A 20372-nucleotide genomic window follows, 5' to 3' on the forward strand; every position below is an offset into this window, starting at 1 on the left:
CGCTTTCGGTCTGCTATGGCCAAAGCGCACCGGCTGGTTGAAGGCGCTGATGACCTGCGGCGGCTTCCATTTTCTCGACCGGCGCCAGGTCTTCTATCCGCCGGTACAGCGCCAGAACGCCGCCGGCACCTGTTACACGGGCGTGGCGACGATCGCCGAAGTCGCAGTGGACACCGCCTCAGGCGACGTGAAGCTCCTTTCGCATCATTCCATCCTCGAATGCGGCACTCAAATCGTGCCGGAGCTCGTCTCGGGTCAGCTCCAAGGCGGCTTGGCTATGGGCGTCGGGCACGCCTTGCTCGAGGAATTGCCGCTTTATGAGGACGGTCCCGGCGACGGGACGTGGAACTGGAACCGGTATCGCCTGCCGCATGCCAGGGATGTCGCGGTCTGGACACAGACATCGGAGGTGTTGGCGCCGCTTTCCGAAATCGACCCACCAAAGGGAATGGCCGAGTGATTATCGCGATCGTTCCGGCCATCGTCAATGCCGTCAACCACGCGATCGGCAAGCGTTTTTATCAGACGCCGATCACGCCAGAGAAGATTTTGCAGGCCCTGCCGTGACCGTTACCACGCGACCACTTTCGATGACCGTCAACAATCGTAAGGTCGGTCCTGTCGACGTACCTGACGATCTGATGATGATCGACTTCCTGCACGAATATCTCAACCTTACGGGCTCGCGGCTTGGCTGCGGCAAAGGCATCTGCCACGCCTGCGCGATCATTCTCGATGGGCCGGAAGGAAATTCCAGCGAGATGCGGAGCTGCATCACCGGAGCGCACTTCTTCGAGGGCAAGTCCGTCCACACCATCGAAGCGCATGCCGAACGCGACGCGAATGGCGATGTCGTCCGGCTCTCGGCGATTCAGCAGGCCTTCGTCGAACGTTTTTCGTTCCAGTGCGGCTATTGCACGCCGGGCTTTGTCACCGGTGCAACCGTGCTGGTTGAGCATCTCAAAGAGAAGCCGGTCCACAGGGCGGATGTCGAACGCACGATCGAGCAGGCGCTTGCGCCGCACATTTGTCGTTGCACCGGTTATGTACGTTATTATGAGGCGGTCCGTCACGTGATCCTGAGCACGCCCGGCCTGGTACAGAGCTGAGGTCCGGCGATGAGGCGTTCCTGGATATTTGGCCTGCGGCACGCCTCAGGTCGACGTGCAGCCAATACGGGCGGTCTGTTTCCGGAACCCGGGCCTGTCCCCCTTTGCTTGCCGCGATACGGTCAAATAGTTCTCGTCCGTGCCTGCGCTTGCGCGGCACGCCTCGCAAGAATATGCGGCTCGCGTCCCAATGTTGCTGAAGCGGTCCAGAAGAGCGTCTCTTTCTTGGCCCCGTTTCAAATCGAAGAAGGATTCACCGCTCATTTTCTGCTTTCGAGATCGCCGCATGTACCCAAGCGGGCACTTTCGCCTTGAGAGCGACTACGCGAGTCCATTCCTCGGGGGTCAGTCTGTTCTTGAGCAACTTCGCGTAGTGGACACCGTTAGCTCGGCCAAGGTGCGCGATTGCCCGTATGGCTTCGCCCGACCTGTTCTTTGGCAGGCTCGTGATCTAGGCGGGCGCGTGCTTGAGGCGTATTGTGCGGCGGCCAAGTTTCAGGTTCTTCGACTTTCCGGTCGTGAGAAAGACTGTTTGAACCGGAACTTGTGTCGTCAGGCCAAGCCGGTTCGCCGCCGTAGCACCGGTATTGACGACCTTCTCACCTGACAAGGAAGCGTCTTCACGACGGCTTCCGCTTCCGGCAGCACATATCCATACGGCGTCTTCCTGGAGGGCGTGTACATTCCTTTGTAGACGCGCGCCAGTTCGCCCTTTTTCGCAAGTCTGCTCAGGGCTTGATCGGCTGCCGCACGGTTTCCAGAGCCAACGAATTCCTTCGAAGTGAGCAAAGCACCTTCCTTGGCTCTTTTCGTACGCATTTGAACCGCCCGCGTGACCCCTTCCATGGCATTAGCTCCTGTCAGAGAGAAGATTCGAGTTCTGACCGAAATGTCTCTTATCGTATTGATCGGAAATAACAGTTCAAGATCGGCTATGGCCAAATCTGGACGCTATATCCCATCCAAATTATCACGCGGCCTGCCTATCCATAACCGTAAGTCTGCATTGAGCTTTTTTGAAACGGGATCAAGGCTGCCGCAGATCTTGGAGCCGTCCTGCGTGGACGAATGAGGCATCCCGGGTCAGGCGACTGCCGAAGATGGCTGGATCATTGCCGCCTTCGCCCGGAACTTCAGGCCCGACGAGGTTGCCGATGATTGGCAGCTCCATGTCGGGGCCGCGGCTCAAGGTTTTTTGGAATCAAATCGCGAGCATCTTATGGCCGCACCAAAGTCGAAATCGGCGAATTCAGAATCCGAGCTTCAGCGTCGGATCCACAGTTCCCCGTGTTGTCCTGAAGGTCTCGGCGAAGTCGTCTTCCATAGCCACATTGGCCAACGCAAATTCGACGAGCTCGGCATCAGATGTCAATCCGGTTCGAGCTTTGGCCTTCTTAATGAGCTCAGCACTCACCCGTCCCGCAATCCTGCCGTCCTTCTCAGCGCGCAGGCCGGATTCTTCCGCCCTCTGCAGAACGGCGTTAATCCTGGCCAAGCGACGCATCTGCAATTTCTCAGCCAGTTTGGGAACGGTTCTCGTTCGCTTGCCCACGGATCCTTGGCCGCGACGCATACGTACAGCTGTCTTCGTCATCGGGGTTCCTCGCAGGTCCCGTTTATCGATTTTAGACAACATCGCAGGCAAGTGAATTTTTCAACCCGAAATAAAGCGGTCGTTCGCAGCCCTGGAGGTTGCGTTGCTGAAAGTCTCCAAAAGGAGGGATGTCAGGGCTGCAAGCGACCCGATGGCGGAGTCTACTCGGAGCACCAGGTCGTAGGCGCTCCCGGGCCAAGCTCGCAGTTGTGAGTTTTCACCTCATCCGAGCGGCCCGGCAGCGCCAAGCCGGCACGATTCGGCTGTTGCTAGCATCGCGCCAATTCGGAGATCAGTGAGGTCCTTGACCCTCGCCAGCACTGACATATACTTTCTATAAGCAACTTGCGTAGGGATCGCTTCTGTAGCCCGATCAAATCGAACTCATTGTGGACGACGCTGACATTCGGAGGACCCATGCCTTCTCTTTGATGTCGTCACGCCCGATGGCGTGCTTCAGCTATTGGGGGACGTGGAGATGAGCAGCAACCATCTTGTTGTCCGTGACCTCCATATTGGGGGCGATGCCCAGGTCCAATGGGTTGGTCCAAATGCTCAAGCTCGGTCGAGTGATCGCGGAGAAGCTTAATGTCGACTACATCGAAGTTCATGGAGCGGTTCGGACAACGGGTGCGAACCCGGGATGTCGTCCAGGTGTCGTCAGGCTCTCCCGTCCGGCTGAGCCTCAGCTTTCTACACGGCGCGAATACTCCTGAGGCTGCTCGGGTTCTCGTCAGGAGACAGCTGCCGCTGAGGACGGCCCATGCGGTCCTCACGGAGATGGTCGATCATGGCAAGGCGTTCGTGACTGTTCCTTGCGTCGACGACCTGCGGGCACTGAAGGACGAACTCTCGTCCGCAGGAGTGATCGCGAAGGTTCATGCGCCGCGGCCGATAAGCGTTCGCGAAGTTCGGGATAGCACTAAGCTGTCCCAGGAGGCGTTCTCCGTGAGGTATGGCCTCGATCTGGCAACGCTTCGAAACTGGGAGCAAGGTCGCTCGGAACCGGATGCAGCGGCGAATACTCTGCTTTGGACCATCGCCCGGAATCCGGAGGCAGTCGAAAAATCGCTCGACATGGAGGACGAAGTGGTGGCGCCGTCTCCCTAGTAATCTAAGTCTGGGGAGAGGGCCGTCGGAACGGCCACTCCATCGCGCGGCTACTCGGCATGCCAATGAACTCTAACCCGGCGCTTCGCTCCATCGGCGGCATATCCCAATCAGATCCGCAAACTGCAGCACGACCTGTCGAGACGCACGGAGCACGCCCTGGAGGCGGGCCTGCGCCTTCGCGCGAAGACGGCCAAGCATCTCCAGTCCCTTAGCCAGAACCGGAATATCTCGTCACCGCTACGGCCCGGAACTGGCCGCCACCGCCTCCTAGATAAACCGGCTCACCGCCACCCTTGAAGAGGTGTGGCAAAGGTCACTGCATTGATCGCGCGGCCCGCGAGAATGTTGCAGGCAGATCCAGCTGCCTCCGGGGAGGTTCACGGCCGGGGTTCAGCGGCCTCCTCGTCTGCTGCGACAGCTAGTCCGATGACATGATGCACCGCGAACACATCGACGAGGTACGCAGCCTCGTCCCGGGAAATAGGCAACATGTCTGCCGTGATTTCATTATCGATATAGGACTCGGCGTCCCAAAGGGTGCGAGTCAGCTTCTCATTGGCCGGCTCAATCCGCTCAATGACCCTTTCGAACGCGGCGTTGGCGGCCTCGATAAGCAAGTTACGGTCGGCCCCGGCGACTGGCAGGGACGCAATAACGGCATGGGAATCCATGACGAACGTTTCCTTCTGGAGTGGCGGTCTCTTGCCTCAGCATTTTCGGTCGCCATGCCGACGCTGGTTCTTGCTGGGGTGGCTCGTCGAAGCGCCAGGCGCCACCTTGTGCTCACATGCGCAGCCGCAGGATACGCGAGAATTCGGCAGATGCAATCAAAGGTGAAAAGCACGGCAGCGCCAGGGACAGAACAGGGTCGGCACAGTGGGCGAAAGGCGGTCTGCGAGCTTTAGGTTCCCGCACGAGCGGTCTGGAACCAAGCCTGATCCCGGAGCCGCCGTCGCGCGTCCCATTAAGCGCAGGCGCGCGCACTCCGCAAGGGCTTGAGCGGAGCGTTCCCTTGAGGATGAGCACGGCTGCGCGAGGGACAGAGCGCGTCGGAGGCGGAGCGGGTTCAGGCGGCCTGACCTTGGTGAGTCCAGAGCGTCTTCTTTGGTCGACCGCTCGGGCGAAACGCCGTTCCTGGGGGTGGCAACCTGGCCCTACCGATTTCAAAAGGCAAGGAGCTAACGGGATTAAGCCTTCCTGTTTCGGCACGCCTTGTCTAGTCGGCGGATAAATGAGTGTTGTGGTGTCTGCTACAATTGAAAGTAGAGTCGAGGGGGGCGACAATGGTTGAAGTGTTCCGCGGAAGGAGCGGTAAACTCGAACACGAAGGGGCCGCGCTCGGTAGAGTCCATGCGCAGGCAAATCACCGCAAGGCGTTGGGGTACTGGCTCGGGTTCTTGAAGGGCGTGATGGCCAGCGAGCGGGTCGAGCGGGCTGAGATGCCGCCACTCAGGGTCGAAGCTGAGCAGTTCCTGTCCCTTCTTCACGACGATGATGCTGCCGAGCTTCGCATAACCGCCGACGAGGCAGAAGACATATGCGGGTGGATTGCCCGTCTTGTCGGCGACAGCGCGACCGAGACGGGGCTGCCTACCTTCGGCAATGTGGGCGTCATTGACGGCGCCTTGGAGGATGCAAGCCAGTTCGTGATTCCGAGCCGGATGTTCGTCCTCACGGGAAAATTCGCCATCGGCCCGCGAAAGGTAATCGCTGCGATGATTTGCGAACGCGGCGGTGATTGGAAAGACACCGTCTGCGGCCAGACCGACTACCTCATCGTCGCGGCCGAAGCGTCTCGGGACTGGAAGCACAGCCACGAAGGCACGAAGATCATAAGGGCAATGGAGCTTCGCGAAAAGGGAGGTCGGCCGGATCTGGTTCTTGAACCGATGCTGGCCAAAGCGTTGGGTTTCTGACCGCCTCCATCCGGCAAAGGGAAACCCTATTGTCTTGGAGGTGCGGCTTCAGAGCCTAGTCGTCGGAAGCGCGGAGTCTGAACACCTGAGCCTTTGTGAATCCTGATACGGGTCGTTTTTCAAGGCGGGTAGCGGCGGCACCTGGCGTCATCAACCCGCAAAGGATCGGCTGCGAGCATGCCGCCGCTGCGGCTGCGCCTGCGCCGTGATTGCAGCGCTCAGCCCGACACGTCGGGCGGCTGTCAGCGGGGATAGTCCTCCGCTCGGAACAGGAGCCGGATCGATGCCCCTCAACGAAGGCCACGCGGTTGTTTAAACAACATATAACCCCATTGAAGTTGCTGCCGAATGTTTTCTGGCCACGACCCTGAGGCGTCAAAAAGCTACGCTTTCTATTTTAGGGAAAATCGCCGAAAAAATATGTTTGAGGTTTCGTCAACTATCGGGACCGGTGGACGATTTTGCACCTGGCGGCCGCCCGGCGGCCTGCTCGACGCTCGTCAAAAAATATCGTCGCACAACATGCATCCTAGACCGATGCCATCCAACCGCAAGGGAGCACCGCCCGGACTGCCCGCGCCTTGATCAACCCCTGCGTTCTGGTTATATTACTGGAAATATGTCGGAGGCAACTATGGGCAGCTCGCAAAAACGCGCCATTCAAAACTATCGATCTCGCCTCAGCGAGCGCGGCTTGGCGCGCTTCGAAGTGCTTGGCCGCGATGCCGATCGCGACCTTATTCGATCTTTGGCTCGCCGCCTGGCCGAAGATGGGCCGGATGCCTCTAGCCTGCGCGCTGCTGTCAGCCGGACCATCGCTGGCGAGCCGCCCAAGCTCGGCGGAATCCTCGCCGCCTTGCGTCGTTCTCCACTAGTCGGCGCTGATCTCGATCTTTCCCGCCCCCGTGAAGAGGGACGCAAGATCGACCTGTGACACGCTACCTCCTCGATACCAACATCATCAGCAATGTCGTCAAATCGCAGCCGTCGGAATCGCTTCTGGCATGGATGTCGAGACAGCGTGACGAGGACTTGTTCATCGCCTCGCTGACCGTTGCAGAAATCCTTCGCGGGGTTCTGGAGAAACCTCGTGGCAAGAAACGCGACGCACTCGACAAGTGGTTCTCTGGGCCTGAGGGGCCGCAGGCGCTGTTTGCGGGCCGCATCATGTCGTTCGACGACAAGGCGGGGCTGATCTGGGCTCGGCTGATGGCAGAAGGAAAAGTGGCCGGCATGCCCCGCAGCGGGCTGGACATGATCATCGCCGCTGTCGCTGGTGCGAACGAATGCGTGCTGGTGACGGATAACGAAAAAGACTTTGCCGGGCTCGAGGTCGTCAATCCGATACGCGGAGCGGTCTGATGCGGCGGCGGGTCAAGGAATGCTCGGGAGGGCAAGATGGCTGAAACTCAGATAGAGTGGACAGACTCCACTTGGAACCCGGTCGCAGGATGCTCGATCGTTACGGCAGGCTGCACCCATTATTATGCAATGGAGATGGCCAAACGCCTTGAGGCCATGGGCATCGCGAAATATGCGGGGCTTACCCGTAAAACGGGAAAGCGCACGGTGTGGAATGGCGTGGTGCGGGAATACCGCGAGGCGCTGGCCATTCCCTACGGATGGAAGAAACCGCGAAAAATCTTTGTAAATTCGACGAGCGACCTCTTTCACGAGGGTGTCAGCGACGAGTTCATCCTCAAGGTCTGGAAGGTCATGCGCGAGGCCGAGCAGATCACTCTCGATGAGGGGCACAAGGTCGAATACGCATCCGACGAGATGGCCGCGATCCACCGCGTCGAATTCGCCTCGCGCCGGCGAAAAACGAACGATTGGCGCATCTCCCTCCAGATCCCAAAAGACTCCGAGGACACCGCCGATCTGCGAATGGGAGGCGATCGGTCTGAAGCCGAGAAATAGCGACACACATTGCATTTTGAAAAACGTCTACCGGTTTGTGCCCCCGCCCGGCCCTACGTATGCGCAGCAATCGGACAATCTGCTGTGAGAATCCTGGCCAGGGGCGTGCATCCCAGGGAGGGATCTCGATGAGTATCGCCCAGACAGTTCGACCGGTTCATTTGCGACCGGCCCATCGTCTCGGGTCGTAGCGGCTCTCGCTACGGCCGCCGCGAGCGATACTGGCCTGAACGTTGGACCCGATACGCGCTCTGGAGCAGAGAAGTGAGCTCGATCGGACTTGGGACGTGCTGATGGGGCGTATATCCACTCAGCGCGACCGCCTTGTCCGCTCCCCACAATCCTACAGTGGAAATCAAGCTGCTCATTGGCCCAAGCTCGCTGCTGAGGCTGCCTGGGGCATAAGGAATGCAGCTACATCTCTAATGACGTTCCCAAGATCACCCGGATCGTGAGCGACTTCTCCAACAAACGCGCGCCACTGTCGCTGCTTTTGCGCATCCTCGGCAAAGGCCGACGTCAGCGCATCGGGCAGGTCTTGAGGTATCGCCGTTCCGCGCCGCGCGAAGGTGGCGGCGATCGCTCGTGGCAACCTGTCGTCGTCGAAGGTGAAGGACCGGCTAAGAATCCAGATGTCGTAGAAGTCCTTCATCCTGCTATTCGCCCGCCCCAGCGCCACCATCGCCTGACATTTCTCGGCAATGACGGTTTCCCGCGCATAAGCCCGCAGCCGGGGCATGGGAAAGTCGAGCATGGAAGGATAGTCCAGCTCTTCGGCACCAGGCTCCAGCGCATCGCCAAAGCCGATGTCGATCGTCAGGCTGACCCGGGCGCCGCTGATCGAGGCCGTCGTCCGCAGCCTGAGCCCACCATACTCCAGCTCCTCGCGAATGCGGTCGACCCGGAGTGCGTCAGCGTCGAACTCGACGCCATCGCTAGCGTCCTGCGCCAGGACCTCCCGAAACGTCGCCAGCATCGGCTCCGCGCTCGGATCGCCAAAACCCAGCAGGTCAAGGTCGCGGGTGCTGCGGTGCGGATCATCGAACCAGCTCATCATCAGCATCGCGCCCTTCAGCACGAAGCGGTCGGCGTGGGGTGACTGGCTAAGCCGGAAAAGCAGCCGCTCGAGGGCGAAGCGGGTCAGAACCAGATCGAGGGTCTGGCCACTTACCTTGGCGAGTTGCAGCAGACGTGCGCGCACTGAGGCGCCGATGTTCTTGATCTCTTTAGCCATTGGCCGTCAGCGCCTCGATATACGGCCGGATGACCGTGGCGACACCGCCACGCTCAGCCTGCCTGGCAATTTCGCCGGGCGTGGCCTTGCGCTGGCGAAGCGCTTCCTGGAGGCCCTCGATCGCCACCGACAGGCCGATCTTGTTGCGATATCGAAAACAGTCCGCGATTGTTTTGACAACCCCAAAGACTTTTACGGTCACGCCCTCGACAACATGAGTTTCGACGCTGTCGTTGAGCAGACTTTCGGTAAAACGCACGATGCGGATGGGTGTGCCGTTGGGTTTGGGAGCCCAGTCCTTCTGGCCGATGGCCAGCCATACCTGTCTCGGAAGCTGATCCGTCAGCTGGTGGAATGCCAGGGCTGACACAAGGCAGACAACGCCTTTGGGTACGCGCTTGGCAGCCTCGGCTAGGCTATGATTAGCGTCGAGCGGCGCATCGGAGAGCTGGTAGAGGCCGCGTGCGAGCCGGAGCACCTCCCCATCCCGTTCCATGCGACTCATCGTGGCCGCTGTTACGCCGGCGTTGCGCAGCTCCGCGAGACGCGCGATTCCGCGCACTGTCAGAAGTGCGTGGGCGATTTGGCGCTGGGGAGCGGGCTCTGGCATTGATACGAAATCTCGGAACTAAGTGGTTACAGTCCGAGGATTTGTATCACTGGTTGAGTATCAATGGAAGCCAATCGTCAGCCGCATTGAGCCTTGCGCCGCAGCCATACTTTGAGCTCGCCGTGGACGGCGGCGCCTTCGAGCAGGATATCGGTTTCCTTGGGATGTGGTCCATCGGGATAGAGATCGGAGCCATGGACAAGATGGATTTCATCCCCGTCGATGCTGAGCGTCCCATCGCGCGGCGACCGGCGCATGAAGGCCTCGGCCGTACGCCGCATCTTCGCAAGCCGGCCTTACCGCGCAGCCGCCGTTGTGCTGGGGCGCATCCGGTATGCACGTGTCGCAACAGATCCTTCAAAGAAAATCGCGGACTTTTAGCACTCTAAACCGCTGAGAATATGTACGTTGAGCCTATCATTTGGGCTGCGGGTCGAGACCGTGACGTATCGGAAACGATCTGCGATGCGGTCGGGCGTATGACCTCGTCGGACGGCAAGATTGCCTCTGAAAGAGTGGGAGGACGCCAAATGGAGGAAGTCAATACAAGGAGTGCCGGCCGATGATGACACTGGTCAGGCGCCTAAAGGCCGCGGCTCATCTTGATCGACTTCGAATCCTGGGACTTTGTGCGCATGCGGACCTGACCGTCTGCGAGCTAGCAGAAGTTCTGAGTCTGTCTCAGGAGCACGTGGTCGCACACGTGCGCCAGCTCGCCAGAGCCGGCTTTCTTCTCGGCAACGAACATCGCCCCTGGCCTTCGTACCACCTCGAAGCAGGAGGCTCGGACGGCGGCTTGGTTCAATTGTTGGTTGATCTCCTGCCCCACGGCGATGGCCATCACAGACAAGACCTACAGCGCCTGGAGGCGATACAGGGCGCGCGGTCCAAGGTGGCCGCCTGCTTGTCCTGAAACTTAGTCCCAATGGAGCGCGAAGCTGATATGAACAATTCGACTGGCGGCGCCATCGCGGAGCTTGACACTTGCGAGTGGCCTCACCTGGCTGTCGCAGATTCTCGCGTTCACGAGCTGCTTTTAAGACAGGAGCGCCAGGAGCGGACGACCCTCAAACTTATCGCCTCCGAGAACTTCGCGTCCTCGGCGGTGCTGGAAGCGACCGGGTCTATTTTCACCAACAAGTATGCCGAGGGATATCCCGGCGCGCGCTACTACGCCGGAAACGAGATTGTCGATGAGCTTGAGAACCTCGCCATCGAGCGATTGAAGGCGCTATTCGGCTGTGAACACGCCAACGTGCAGCCTTATTCCGGCTCGCCGGCCAATCAGGCTGTCTGTCGAGCGCTGTTGTGTCCGGGAGACAAGATGATGGGCTTGACCCTCCCCGGCGGCGGGCATCTGACGCACGGTTGGGCCGTCAACTTCTCTGGCACTGACTATCAGCGAGTTCCGTACGGGCTGCACGAAAAGACGCAGCAGATTGACCATGACCGTTTGCGCGAGACGGCCAAACGGGAACGACCGAAGCTCATTTGGGTCGGCGGAACTGCTTATCCGCGTATCTTTGACTATGAGGCAATGGCCGAAATTGCTTCGGAGGTGAACTCCTATCTGGTGGCCGACATCGCCCACATCAGCGGTCTCGTTGTCGCAGGAGTGCATCCGAATCCCGTTAGCCATTGCGATGTTGTCACCAGCACCTCTCACAAATCGATCCGCGGCCCCCGCGGTGGCTTCATCTTGTCAAGGAATGAAGACCGCTATCAGGCGCTCTACCATTCCAAGAGCAAACACAATCTGGCCAAACGCATAGACCGTGCCGTGTTCCCTCTCCTCCAGGGCGGACCGCACATGAATACCATTGCCGCGCTAGCTGTCGCTCTGCACGAAGCAGGGAATGCATCCTTCCGTGTGTACGGTCAGCAGATCGTCAACAACGCCAAGGCTCTGGCCCGGGCCCTTCTGGAGCGAGGTTATGAACTCGTCACGGGGGGCACTGACAATCACATGCTGATCCTTGATCTTAGGGACCGGCCGCTGTCTGGGAAAGTCTATGCCGATCGCTTGTCGCAAGCAGGTATCATTACGAATTTCAACATGGTGCCGGGCGACCGGCGCCATCCCGCGCTCACCAGCGGCATACGTTTAGGCACGCCAGCAGTGACGTCTGTGGGCATGCGCGAGGCGGAAATGGTGCAGATTGCCGCTTTCATCGACCTGGTCTGTCGCCAGCCCGATGATTCGGACATGCATGCCAGAGTGCGCAGAGACGTTGCCGACTTCTGCGCTGCGTTCGACGTGCCTGGCATCTCCGACAGGTAAGGCGGCCGGATCAACTGTCACATCCAATTCCAACGTTTGAAGCGAGGACATTCCATGACCAGACAATTCGTGTTTTCTTCCGAATCCGTCGGCGCGGGACATCCCGACAAGATGGCCGACAATATCTCAGATGGCGTGCTTGATGCGATCCTTCGCAGGGATTCGACGGCCCGAGTTGCTTGCGAAGCGTTGGTGAAGTCAGGGATGGTCGTTCTGGCTGGCGAGATCACCAGCCACGCGCAGATCGACTACAGCCAAGTTGCCCGCGATATCATTTTGGACATTGGATATGACGACGATGCGATCGGCTTTGACGGCCGGCGTTGCGCCGTGATCTTGGCCTTGACCGAGCAGTCGCCTGACATCAGCCAGGGCGTCGACGAGGGACGAGGGCAAGATCTCGAGCATGGAGCGGGGGATCAGGGCCTCATGTTCGGGTACGCGTGCAACGAGACCGAAACATTGATGCCGTTGCCAATCCAACTTGCTCACGATTTGACAAAAAAACAGGCAGAGGTGCGCCAAACCGGACGCCTTGGCTGGCTTCGCCCGGACGTTAAATCTCAAGTATCCGTCCGTTATGAGGGTTTGCGCCCGGTAGCGCTTGATACCATAGTCCTGTCAACGCAGCACGACGAAGAGGTCTCACAAGCCACGGTCCGCGAAGGCGTCATTGAGGAGATCATAAGGCCGGTCTTGCCCCACGACTTGGATACGACCGGGATAAGGTTCCTGGTCAATCCAACAGGCCGGTTCGTGGTCGGTGGGCCGCGCGGCGATTGCGGGCTTACCGGCCGCAAGATCATCGTCGATTCCTACGGCGGTATGGGGCGTCACGGCGGCGGTGCCTTTTCGGGCAAGGACCCGTCCAAGGTTGATCGGTCGGCCGCCTATGCGGCGCGGTACGTTGCAAAAAACGTCGTTGCCAGCGGACTGGCGCAGGTGTGCGAGGTTCAGCTTGCTTACGCGATTGGTGTGGCCGCGCCGGTCTCTATCCTCGTCAATACATTCGGAACCGCAAAGATTGATGAAAAAAGGATCGAGCGCGCCGTCCTTGAGCTTTTCGATCTCCGGCCGAAAGGCATCATCAAGGCGCTTGATCTCTTACGGCCGATTTACCGCAAGACCGCGACATACGGACACTTCGGCCGCGAAGAGCCGGAGTTCACCTGGGAAAAGACGGACAGAGCTGACGACCTGTTGCGTGAGGCAGGACCGGCAGCTGCGTGATGCGCGGGTATTGGATGCGTCGGCATGGGGCGACCCATTCCACACTCGCCAAAAACACGCCGGCCCCGGCGTGGCGAGAAGCCGGCTCGGCTTTTTGGCGGAGACACTGATGTCGAAATATGACGTGCTTTGTATCGGTAATGCCATCGTCGACATCATCGCGCAGTGCGACGAGGCATTCCTCGAGACCAACGGCATCATCAAGGGCGCGATGAACCTCATCGACACAAGGCGCGCCGAGCTGCTCTACAGCAGCATGGGTCCGGCGATCGAGGCGTCCGGCGGCAGTGCCGGCAACACGGCGGCCGGCGTCGCCAGCTTCGGCGGCCGCGCCGCCTTCTTCGGCAAGGTCTCGAACGACACGCTCGGCGAAATCTACGCCCATGACATGCACGCGCAGGGCGTCGCCTTCGACACCAGGCCACTCAATGGCGAACCGCCGACGGCGCGCTCGATGATCTTCGTCACGCCGGACGGCGAGCGCTCGATGAACACCTATCTCGGCGCTTGCGTCGAGCTCGGTCCTGAGGATGTCGAAGCGGACAAGGCGTCTGGCGCCGCCGTCACCTATTTCGAGGGCTATCTGTGGGACCCGCCGCGCGCCAAGGAAGCGTTCCGGCAGACGGCGAAGCTCGCCCATGCAGCCGGGCGCGAAGTGTCGATGACATTGTCGGATTCGTTCTGCGTCGACCGCTACCGCGACGAGTTTCTGGAGCTGATGCGCTCGGGCACCGTCGACATCGTCTTTGCCAACAGCCACGAGATCAAGTCGCTCTACCAGACCGCCTCCTTCGACGAGGCGCTGGCCCAGATCCGCAGGGATTGCAAGATCGCCGCCGTCACCCGCTCGGAAAAGGGCTCGGTTATCGTGCGCGGCGACGAGACCGTCACCATCGATGCGACGAAAATCCGCGAGTTGGTCGATACGATCGGCGCCGGCGACCTCTATGCCGCCGGTTTCCTCTACGGCTACACGCAAGGGCGCAGCCTGCAGCATTGCGGCGATCTCGGATCGCTGGCGGCCGGGCTGGTGATCCAGCAGATCGGCCCCAGGCCGCGGCAGAATTTGCGCCGCGAGGCTGAACAGGCGGGGCTGTTGTAGGGCGGCATTTCCGCCACGTGCTGCCCACCTTCCCGTTTGCGGGCTGTCCAGACAAGCGCGGGTAAAGCGTCGCGTACCCGTCCGTAAAGGATGGCGGTTTTCTCCAAATTTCTGATTTCTTGAGGCTCAGGGACGGGCCAGTACTGCCGCCCGATCATCAATGGCCAACACGCGCCATTTTTGACGAAGGTCGTTTTGAGCCGGGATCGTACAATTGACAGATGCCCGAGCGAGCAGGCACAGCCTGCGCAAACCGGAGAGTGGCGCAAATGGCTCAGCTCTACCCGCGACCTGCGACTTGGGAACACGGCAGGTGAACGGTTCACGTAAACACATAAACATGTCTTTATACGGCATTGATAACAAAGGGAGCTACTGCGATTGTCGGCGCGTCGTGGTTCTCCGCACGGCGTTGCCGTAGCGGAGCTAAGAGGGAAGCCGGTGCAATCCGGCGCTGCCCCCGCAACTGTAAGCGGCGAGCCAACCCACCAATGTCACTGGGGCGAACTGACCCGGGAAGACGGGGCAGAGGCTGTGACCCGCGAGCCAGGAGACCTGCCACGGTGAACAACGTCCACGGGCGGGGTGTCTGGTGGCCGCGGCAGCTCGGTGTTCATGCCGGCCTGCTAGCGCCTTCCTTGTCCCCGCTCCAAGCATCGGGGTATGGAATGAATGTCTCCCAGCAAGTTCCCATAGCAACGCTTGGCATGCCGCGTATCGGTCGCCGGCGAGAACTGAAATTCGCGCTTGAAAGCTACTGGTCCGGAAAATCTTCTGCTGCCAACCTTCTCGCGACGGCGAAGGCACTCCGCGCCGCCAGCTGGAGCGAGCAGCACGATCGCGGCGTGTCGAAGATCCCGTCGAACGACTTCTCACTGTATGACCATGTGCTCGACACCGCAGCAATGCTCGGCGTCGTGCCAGCTCGTTACGGCTGGACGGGCGGCGAGGTCCCGCTCGACATTTACTTCGCGATGGCGCGCGGGACGCAAGGCGATACTGCGGGTTGTGGACACGCCGGTCACGGGCATGCAGTTCAGGGGCAGCGCGTAACCGCAATGGAAATGACCAAATGGTTCGACACGAACTACCACTACATCGTGCCGGAGCTGGGCGACGATCAGACATTCGCCCTCTCGTCGACGAAACCAGTCGATCACTTTCTGGAGGCAAAAGAGCTCGGCATCCATACACGCCCGGTCATCCTTGGACCGGTCACCTTCCTCAAGCTGGCAAAGTCTCCTGACCAGGGCTTCAATCCCATAGCGCTCCTACCGCGGCTGCTGCCCGTCTACGAGCAACTCCTGCGGAGGCTGGAGCTCTCGGGGGCCGACTGGGTGCAGATTGATGAGCCGGCGCTTGTGCTCGACCTTAGCCCGAACGAACGATCTGCCTTCGAATTCACGTACGGCCAGCTGTCGAAAGCCGCGCCCAAGTTGAAAATTATGCTGGCGACCTATTTCGGGCCGCTGGGAAACAATCTCGAGACCGCGCTTTCGCTGGGCCTGGCGGGCCTGCATCTCGACCTCGTGCGCGCTCCCGAGCAGTTGGAGACGGTTGGTCGGCTTGCACCGAAGGATCTGGTGCTCTCACTTGGCTTGATCGACGGCCGCAATGTCTGGCGCGCGAACCTGGCTGCCATTCTCGACCGCATCAAGCCGATCGTTGCCGGCTGGCCGCTGGATCGCGTCGAGATTGCGCCTTCCTGCTCGATGCTTCATGTGCCGATGGACCTGCGGATGGAGACCGCGCTCGATGTGGATGTCGGTTCGTGGCTGGCATTCGCCGCCTAGAAGAGTGAAGAGCTGCTTGTGCTGGCCCAAGCCTTATCCGAAGGCAGGGAGGCCGTAGCAGGCGCACTGAAAGCTTCTGCCGAGGCGGCCGCGGCGCGCGCAATGTCTGGAAAGGTCCATGATCCGCTCGTCCATCGGCGGGTTATCAGCATTGACGGCGCCATGAAGCAACGAAAGAGCGCATTTGCCAAGCGCTCGAGAATCCAGGCTGACACGCTCGGCCTGCCGCCGTTCCCGACGACGACGATCGGGTCCTTCCCGCAGACGCCCGAGGTGCGCAGGGCGCGCTCCGCTCATGCGAAGGGCCGGCTGAGCTATGTCGATTACCAGGCCTTCCTGAAGAAAGAGACCGAGGCGGCGGTCCGCTGGCAGGAAGAGATCGGGCTGGACGTGCTGGTACATGGCGAGTTCGAACGAAACGACATGGTCCAGCATTTCGGCGAGCAGCTGTCCGGCCTCGCCTTCACCCAGCATGGCGGGGTGCAAAGTTACGGCTCCCGGCTCGTGCGCCCTCCCATCATCTTCGGCGACGTATCGCGGCCTAATCCGATGACGGTTCTCTGGTGGCAAATTTGCCCAGTCGCTGACGAAAAAGCCGGTGAAGGGCATGCTCACAGGCCCAGTGACGATTCTTAACTGGTCTTATGTTCGCGACGACGTACCCCGCGCCGAGGCCTGCCGCCAGATCGCACTCGCCATCCGCGATGAAGTGGCCGACCTTGAAATAGCTGGCGCAAGGGTGATCCAGATCGATGAGGCCGCGTTTCGCGAAGGCTTGCCCCTGCGGAAGTCCGATTGGAAACATTATCTCGGCTGGGCAGTCGAATGCTTCCGTCTCGCTTCAACGGGGGTAGAGGACGCGACCCAAATTCACACCCATATGTGCTATTCGGAGTTCAATGAGATCATCGACTCGATCGCTGAACTGGACGCGGACGTAATCTCGATAGAGACGTCGCGCTCCAAAATGGAACTGCTAGACGCCTTCACCAAGTCCAAATATCCGAACGAAATCGGTCCTGGCGTCTACGACATTCACTCACCACGTGTCCCGGAGATCGGCGAGATATTGCATCTCGCCCAACTTGCCCGCGAGCGACTGTCGGACGGCCAATTGTGGGTGAATCCGGACTGTGGCCTCAAAACAAGGAAATGGGAGGAGGTCCGCCCTGCCCTTATCAACATGGTCGCTGCAGCACGCGCGCTGCGGGAGAAAGTGCAGGCGCAGGCCGCTGAGCCACTGTGACGGGCAAACATGTGACCCGCGGGCTTCGCGGATATTTAAGGCAGAAAGGACGCCATCGAAAGCCGCGCGCAAGTCGGTCGACGCGTGCGAGTCCCACCCTTGTCGTCCAGCCGAAGGCCCGCTGGACGGCTGAGCGGCGGGGCAGATCTGGGAAGCCGCTTCTGGTCGTCCGAAGGACGGATGATTTCGCCACGAAATGAAAGGAAGACGGCTTTGTCCATGAGCTGCAGCTCTCACAGGCGCCAGCGGCCAACAGACATTTCACCGAGGGGCAACGCTTGAGGATGCCGCCTGAGCACCGGCACCATCGAGATAGCGGCCGATCCAGTCGAGTCCGTTACAGCCGGACTCGTCGCTTCGATGACGTAGCTTCGGTTGCACAATGGATGTCCCGGTCGCGGCCCGACGTACGAACCCGGGCCTCAGCGCCAACCTAAGGAGACCGACGCACCCTGGGTTGGCCCCTACTGTCGGGTTTGTCGAGTTAGCGACACGGCGATGTTCGGCCCGGCGTGTCGCCGCGCTTTCAGTGAAGCCATTGATAACGTGCAGAACAGTTTTTCTGAGGCGCTTCCTACCCAGTTGGCACGACTCTTGATGGTCTAGTGGTATGGCGGCATACGCGTCCGACCGGCATCGCTGATTCATGCTCTTATTCAGCACTAGAAGGGGCCAACAATGACGACCGATATCTCGGCCTATGGTGTTACCGAATTAACTTCTGAAGAAACAACTTTAACGTCTGGGGGATTTGTACTCCCATTGATAATTGCGCCAATTGCAAGTATACTCCTTTTGGCAGGAGGAATCGCGGCGTCAATATGCGTCATTATACGTGGTATAAAGAACGGTTGGCATCCCGCTCAGTGATGTTTTCAGCTTAATACGAATTAACACAGACATCGCACACAGGTCGACACCGAGCCTCCTCTCAGCGTTTTATACTCTTCAAACAGCCTGCTACACCGCCGGGCGCATCCTCTCCCGACGATCAGGATGATCGTTGGTCATTATTGGCTGTTGGCAGGTTTGCCGCGTCTGCGACGCGGTGAGTCCGGCCCGGCGTGCCGCCGCGCTCTCAATTAAGCCGCCGAAACAAAAAAGCATAAGCGCTGTTCCTGAGCTTCCTGTGCAGTTGGCACGACTCTTGATGTTGTCGTTGTACGGCGGCACACGCCGCCGAGCGTGCATTACTGATTCATCGTATTATTTTGAGCTCTGGGAAAGGAGAAAACAAATGAAGGCGGAAATGTCAGCTTATGGTGTGACCGAATTGGCTCCCGAAGAAGCATCTGCAATTTCGGGAGGGATGTTTTGGGCAATAGCTTTCGCGATTTTGGGGACGTTCGGCCTTGCAGCTGTAAGCATAGGGGCAAAAGTCGCCGACCCAAATCACTGATTCACCCTTACATTTAAAGCTCTAAGAGAGGAGAAAAAATGAAGACCAATATGCAAGCCTATGGTGTGACCGAGTTAACGCGCGAAGAAGCATGTGCAACGTCCGGAGGGTGGTTCTGGCTGGCGTCGGCAGTATTTGGCGGAGTTGCTGCGATAGCACTGGGTATAGCAGCCGTGATAACATATATTAAGCACCATTAAGAAGATCCATAATATTCGCGCCGCCTGGGGTTGACCTCGGTCACCTCCAGGCAGAGGTCGCCTGGTTTGTCGTATGCGTGATGTACGGCCGACGCACTCTCAGTTGGGTTTGGAATACGCTACAGAACGCCTTTTTGGCCTCTATTCTTGTAGTCGGCATGGGTATTGCCGTCTTAGGCGCGGGGGGAGTGCTGCCGATCGGCAGAAGATCGCCGACATTCATCATTGAATGTTTTTGAAAAGGAAAACAATGGATATCGACATATCAGTATACGGCTTGACCGAGTTAACCCGAGAAGCGGGATCATCAACTTCCGGTGGTTTTTGGTTCATAGCCTCAGTTTCTGCTGTAGGATTCGTTGGTGTAGTACGCGCCGAAGACATGGTGGATGATTGGCAACATCATAGATCAACATCATTGTGACCAGCGAGACCGTGATCAACATCTCACTCATTTCTGAATTCGCCAACTGCACTTCAGAGAGCATCCTTTCTCGAGGATCAGGTAGATCTTTGATCATCTACAATATTATTTTGCTCTCTGTGGCTGCGGCGCTGGTCTCTCTGCCTTTCATCACAGTAACGGCATCATTCCAAAGTGCCGGTATTATTCGACCCACCGTCGAGAAGACGCCCCTGGTGGCGCCGGTCTCCGGACGCATCTCCCGCATCCTTGCCGCCGAAAACGATCTGGTTGCTCAGGGGCAAGAGATCCTCGCCCTCGATGATGGGGTGGTTGAGGAAAAGCTCAGGGCGCTTAAAGGCGATATTCGCGCGAAGAGCGATTTTGCCAGTGACCTAGAAACCCTGATCTCCTCCGGCACGCAAGCCAAGGACCCGATCCACCTCTTGACCGAGTCAGCCACGGCCGAGCGCGCCCATTTCCTCAACCTGCTGCGGGAGAACCAGTATGCTCGCGGTAATGCGGCTGCGGAACTCGAGCGTGCTAAACGACTGCTCTCCGCTGCTGTAGCACCGGCAAAGGCCGTTGAAGAAAAAGCCTTCGCACTTCAGAACGTTGAGATCCAGGGCGAGATCCTCGCCCGGCGCAAATTCGCCGAATGGAACCAGCAGCTATTCGACGTTAACCTGCGCCTTGAGGAACTCACGGCCGCCTTGCATCAGCTTGAGAGCGAACGGGACCTGACCCGCATTCGAGCCCCCGTATCAGGCGCTCTCGAGCAATTCTCGGGCCTCAATTCCAGCAGCTACGTCCAGGCCGGGCAAACCGTCGCTTGGGTTTCGCCGGATGGTGAACTGGTGGCGGAAATCTTCGTTTCCCCCAACGACATCGGCTTTGTGCGCCCGGGCCAGTCGGTGCGTCTCCAAGTGGATGCCTTCAACTACAATCAATGGGGTGTCATTGACGCGACGGTGCTCGACGTGGCGCACGACTTCACCCTGCACGACGGGACCCCGGCCTTCAAGGTCCGCTGCGCGCTCTCTCGCCGCCATCTCGCCCTCAAGCACGGGGTCATCGGTAACCTGAAGAAGGGCATGACCGTCCGGGCTCGCTTCCTCCTGGGCGACCGCACTGTCCTGGAACTCCTGTACAGCGAGGTCGACGATTGGCTCAATCCGCTCCTGGCGAGCCACTGATCCTTCATTTTCCAAACAATCAGCGA

20 protein-coding genes, 2 pseudogenes and 1 riboswitch are annotated in these 20372 nt (G+C 59.4%); of the genes and pseudogenes, 15 read left to right on the forward strand and 7 right to left on the reverse strand.

The window, feature by feature from the left end; genetic code table 11:
* Positions 1-49 precede the first annotated feature (49 nt).
* On the forward strand, positions 50-460 hold the full coding sequence (locus AC0L3H_RS17890) for a molybdopterin cofactor-binding domain-containing protein (RefSeq protein WP_473586329.1): 411 nt from the start codon (positions 50-52) through the stop codon (positions 458-460).
* Positions 461-644: 184 nt separating this feature from the next.
* Entirely contained in the window at positions 645-1109 is a 465-nt protein-coding gene (locus AC0L3H_RS17895; RefSeq protein WP_473586330.1) for a (2Fe-2S)-binding protein, read from the forward strand.
* Between the two features lie 451 nt (positions 1110-1560).
* Here the strand turns inward: AC0L3H_RS17895 and AC0L3H_RS17900 are convergent, their stop codons facing one another.
* The 3 genes from AC0L3H_RS17900 to AC0L3H_RS17910 all read right to left on the reverse strand — a co-directional run bounded on the left by AC0L3H_RS17900 (position 1561) and on the right by AC0L3H_RS17910 (position 2703).
* Positions 1561-1719 (reverse strand): DUF6088 family protein, encoded by a 159-nt coding sequence (locus AC0L3H_RS17900; protein ID WP_473586331.1) that lies wholly within the window; start codon positions 1717-1719, stop codon positions 1561-1563.
* On the reverse strand, positions 1662-1955 hold the full coding sequence (locus tag AC0L3H_RS17905) for a DUF6088 family protein (RefSeq protein ID WP_473586351.1): 294 nt from the start codon (positions 1953-1955) through the stop codon (positions 1662-1664). The genes AC0L3H_RS17900 and AC0L3H_RS17905 overlap by 58 nt, the downstream gene beginning before the upstream one ends.
* Before the next feature lie 403 nt (positions 1956-2358).
* A complete protein-coding gene (locus AC0L3H_RS17910) occupies positions 2359-2703 on the reverse strand; it encodes a hypothetical protein (protein ID WP_473586332.1) in 345 nt (114 codons plus the stop codon).
* A gap of 780 nt (positions 2704-3483) precedes the next feature.
* Between AC0L3H_RS17910 and AC0L3H_RS17915 the strand changes: the two genes are divergently transcribed.
* Positions 3484-3813 carry a helix-turn-helix domain-containing protein gene (locus tag AC0L3H_RS17915; RefSeq protein ID WP_473586333.1) on the forward strand — a complete coding sequence of 110 codons (330 nt, stop codon included), beginning with the start codon at positions 3484-3486 and terminating at the stop codon, positions 3811-3813.
* A gap of 380 nt (positions 3814-4193) precedes the next feature.
* On the opposite strand, the gene AC0L3H_RS17920 is transcribed toward AC0L3H_RS17915, so the two are convergent.
* The gene (locus AC0L3H_RS17920; RefSeq protein WP_473586334.1) at positions 4194-4487 is read right to left on the reverse strand and encodes a hypothetical protein; all 294 of its coding nucleotides are present in this window, start codon (positions 4485-4487) and stop codon (positions 4194-4196) included.
* A gap of 612 nt (positions 4488-5099) precedes the next feature.
* Between AC0L3H_RS17920 and AC0L3H_RS17925 the strand changes: the two genes are divergently transcribed.
* The 4 genes and pseudogenes from AC0L3H_RS17925 to AC0L3H_RS17940 all read left to right on the forward strand — a co-directional run.
* Positions 5100-5732 (forward strand): BRCT domain-containing protein, encoded by a 633-nt coding sequence (locus AC0L3H_RS17925; RefSeq protein WP_473586335.1) that lies wholly within the window; start codon positions 5100-5102, stop codon positions 5730-5732.
* Between the two features lie 634 nt (positions 5733-6366).
* Positions 6367-6666 carry a hypothetical protein gene (locus AC0L3H_RS17930; RefSeq protein WP_473586336.1) on the forward strand — a complete coding sequence of 100 codons (300 nt, stop codon included), beginning with the start codon at positions 6367-6369 and terminating at the stop codon, positions 6664-6666.
* Positions 6663-7094 (forward strand): PIN domain-containing protein, encoded by a 432-nt coding sequence (locus AC0L3H_RS17935; RefSeq protein ID WP_473586337.1) that lies wholly within the window; start codon positions 6663-6665, stop codon positions 7092-7094. The genes AC0L3H_RS17930 and AC0L3H_RS17935 overlap by 4 nt, the downstream gene beginning before the upstream one ends.
* Positions 7095-7130: 36 nt before the next feature.
* Positions 7131-7472: pseudogene (locus tag AC0L3H_RS17940) on the forward strand (DUF5131 family protein); the annotation flags it as partial.
* A gap of 544 nt (positions 7473-8016) precedes the next feature.
* On the opposite strand, the gene AC0L3H_RS17945 reads toward AC0L3H_RS17940, so the two are convergent.
* The 3 genes from AC0L3H_RS17945 to AC0L3H_RS17955 form a co-directional block, all read right to left on the reverse strand.
* The gene (locus tag AC0L3H_RS17945) at positions 8017-8886 is read right to left on the reverse strand and encodes a nucleotidyl transferase AbiEii/AbiGii toxin family protein (protein WP_473586338.1); all 870 of its coding nucleotides are present in this window, start codon (positions 8884-8886) and stop codon (positions 8017-8019) included.
* A complete protein-coding gene (locus tag AC0L3H_RS17950) occupies positions 8879-9496 on the reverse strand; it encodes a type IV toxin-antitoxin system AbiEi family antitoxin domain-containing protein (RefSeq protein WP_473518269.1) in 618 nt (205 codons plus the stop codon). The genes AC0L3H_RS17945 and AC0L3H_RS17950 overlap by 8 nt, the downstream gene beginning before the upstream one ends.
* Positions 9497-9573: 77 nt before the next feature.
* Complete coding sequence (locus AC0L3H_RS17955; protein WP_473492014.1) at positions 9574-9777, reverse strand: hypothetical protein; 204 nt, start codon at positions 9775-9777, stop codon at positions 9574-9576.
* Between the two features lie 281 nt (positions 9778-10058).
* Here AC0L3H_RS17955 and AC0L3H_RS17960 point away from each other — a divergent pair, with 281 nt between their 5' ends.
* From AC0L3H_RS17960 to AC0L3H_RS17995, 8 genes and pseudogenes are all read left to right on the forward strand, one after another.
* On the forward strand, positions 10059-10409 hold the full coding sequence (locus AC0L3H_RS17960) for an ArsR/SmtB family transcription factor (RefSeq protein WP_473492015.1): 351 nt from the start codon (positions 10059-10061) through the stop codon (positions 10407-10409).
* A gap of 30 nt (positions 10410-10439) precedes the next feature.
* On the forward strand, positions 10440-11777 hold the full coding sequence (locus AC0L3H_RS17965) for a serine hydroxymethyltransferase (RefSeq protein ID WP_473586352.1): 1338 nt from the start codon (positions 10440-10442) through the stop codon (positions 11775-11777).
* Between the two features lie 54 nt (positions 11778-11831).
* The gene (gene metK / locus AC0L3H_RS17970; protein ID WP_473586339.1) at positions 11832-13007 is read left to right on the forward strand and encodes a methionine adenosyltransferase; all 1176 of its coding nucleotides are present in this window, start codon (positions 11832-11834) and stop codon (positions 13005-13007) included.
* Between the two features lie 109 nt (positions 13008-13116).
* On the forward strand, positions 13117-14109 hold the full coding sequence (locus AC0L3H_RS17975; protein WP_473586340.1) for an adenosine kinase: 993 nt from the start codon (positions 13117-13119) through the stop codon (positions 14107-14109).
* Between the two features lie 378 nt (positions 14110-14487).
* Positions 14488-14686: riboswitch (cobalamin riboswitch) on the forward strand.
* A 115-nt stretch (positions 14687-14801) separates the two neighbouring features.
* Positions 14802-17148, forward strand: a pseudogene (gene metE / locus AC0L3H_RS17980) (5-methyltetrahydropteroyltriglutamate--homocysteine S-methyltransferase).
* A 1003-nt stretch (positions 17149-18151) separates the two neighbouring features.
* Positions 18152-18547, forward strand: a complete 396-nt coding sequence (locus AC0L3H_RS17985; protein ID WP_473586341.1) for a hypothetical protein — start codon at positions 18152-18154, stop codon at positions 18545-18547.
* A gap of 450 nt (positions 18548-18997) precedes the next feature.
* Positions 18998-19171 (forward strand): hypothetical protein, encoded by a 174-nt coding sequence (locus tag AC0L3H_RS17990; protein WP_473586342.1) that lies wholly within the window; start codon positions 18998-19000, stop codon positions 19169-19171.
* 89 nt (positions 19172-19260) lie between these two features.
* Positions 19261-20346, forward strand: a complete 1086-nt coding sequence (locus AC0L3H_RS17995; protein WP_473586343.1) for an HlyD family secretion protein — start codon at positions 19261-19263, stop codon at positions 20344-20346.
* The last annotated feature ends 26 nt before the right edge of the window (positions 20347-20372 follow it).

This window comes from Mesorhizobium sp. WSM4816, assembly GCF_055811535.1.

Excerpts from the sequence above, each read along its gene's own strand:
- AC0L3H_RS17895 (WP_473586330.1), top strand. The coding sequence starts at position 645 with ATGATCGACTTCCTGCACGAATATCTCAACCTTACGGGCTCGCGGCTT.
- AC0L3H_RS17960 (WP_473492015.1), top strand. The coding sequence starts at position 10,059 with ATGATGACACTGGTCAGGCGCCTAAAGGCCGCGGCTCATCTTGATCGA.
- metK (WP_473586339.1), top strand. The coding sequence starts at position 11,832 with ATGACCAGACAATTCGTGTTTTCTTCCGAATCCGTCGGCGCGGGACAT.
- AC0L3H_RS17955 (WP_473492014.1), bottom strand. The coding sequence starts at position 9,777 with ATGCGGCGTACGGCCGAGGCCTTCATGCGCCGGTCGCCGCGCGATGGG.
- AC0L3H_RS17950 (WP_473518269.1), bottom strand. The coding sequence starts at position 9,496 with ATGCCAGAGCCCGCTCCCCAGCGCCAAATCGCCCACGCACTTCTGACA.
- AC0L3H_RS17930 (WP_473586336.1), top strand. The coding sequence starts at position 6,367 with ATGGGCAGCTCGCAAAAACGCGCCATTCAAAACTATCGATCTCGCCTC.
- AC0L3H_RS17910 (WP_473586332.1), bottom strand. The coding sequence starts at position 2,703 with ATGACGAAGACAGCTGTACGTATGCGTCGCGGCCAAGGATCCGTGGGC.
- AC0L3H_RS17915 (WP_473586333.1), top strand. The coding sequence starts at position 3,484 with ATGGTCGATCATGGCAAGGCGTTCGTGACTGTTCCTTGCGTCGACGAC.
- AC0L3H_RS17945 (WP_473586338.1), bottom strand. The coding sequence starts at position 8,886 with ATGGCTAAAGAGATCAAGAACATCGGCGCCTCAGTGCGCGCACGTCTG.
- AC0L3H_RS17965 (WP_473586352.1), top strand. The coding sequence starts at position 10,440 with ATGAACAATTCGACTGGCGGCGCCATCGCGGAGCTTGACACTTGCGAG.
- AC0L3H_RS17920 (WP_473586334.1), bottom strand. The coding sequence starts at position 4,487 with ATGGATTCCCATGCCGTTATTGCGTCCCTGCCAGTCGCCGGGGCCGAC.
- AC0L3H_RS17890 (WP_473586329.1), top strand. The coding sequence starts at position 50 with ATGACCTGCGGCGGCTTCCATTTTCTCGACCGGCGCCAGGTCTTCTAT.
- AC0L3H_RS17925 (WP_473586335.1), top strand. The coding sequence starts at position 5,100 with ATGGTTGAAGTGTTCCGCGGAAGGAGCGGTAAACTCGAACACGAAGGG.
- AC0L3H_RS17905 (WP_473586351.1), bottom strand. The coding sequence starts at position 1,955 with ATGGAAGGGGTCACGCGGGCGGTTCAAATGCGTACGAAAAGAGCCAAG.
- AC0L3H_RS17975 (WP_473586340.1), top strand. The coding sequence starts at position 13,117 with ATGTCGAAATATGACGTGCTTTGTATCGGTAATGCCATCGTCGACATC.
- AC0L3H_RS17990 (WP_473586342.1), top strand. The coding sequence starts at position 18,998 with ATGGATATCGACATATCAGTATACGGCTTGACCGAGTTAACCCGAGAA.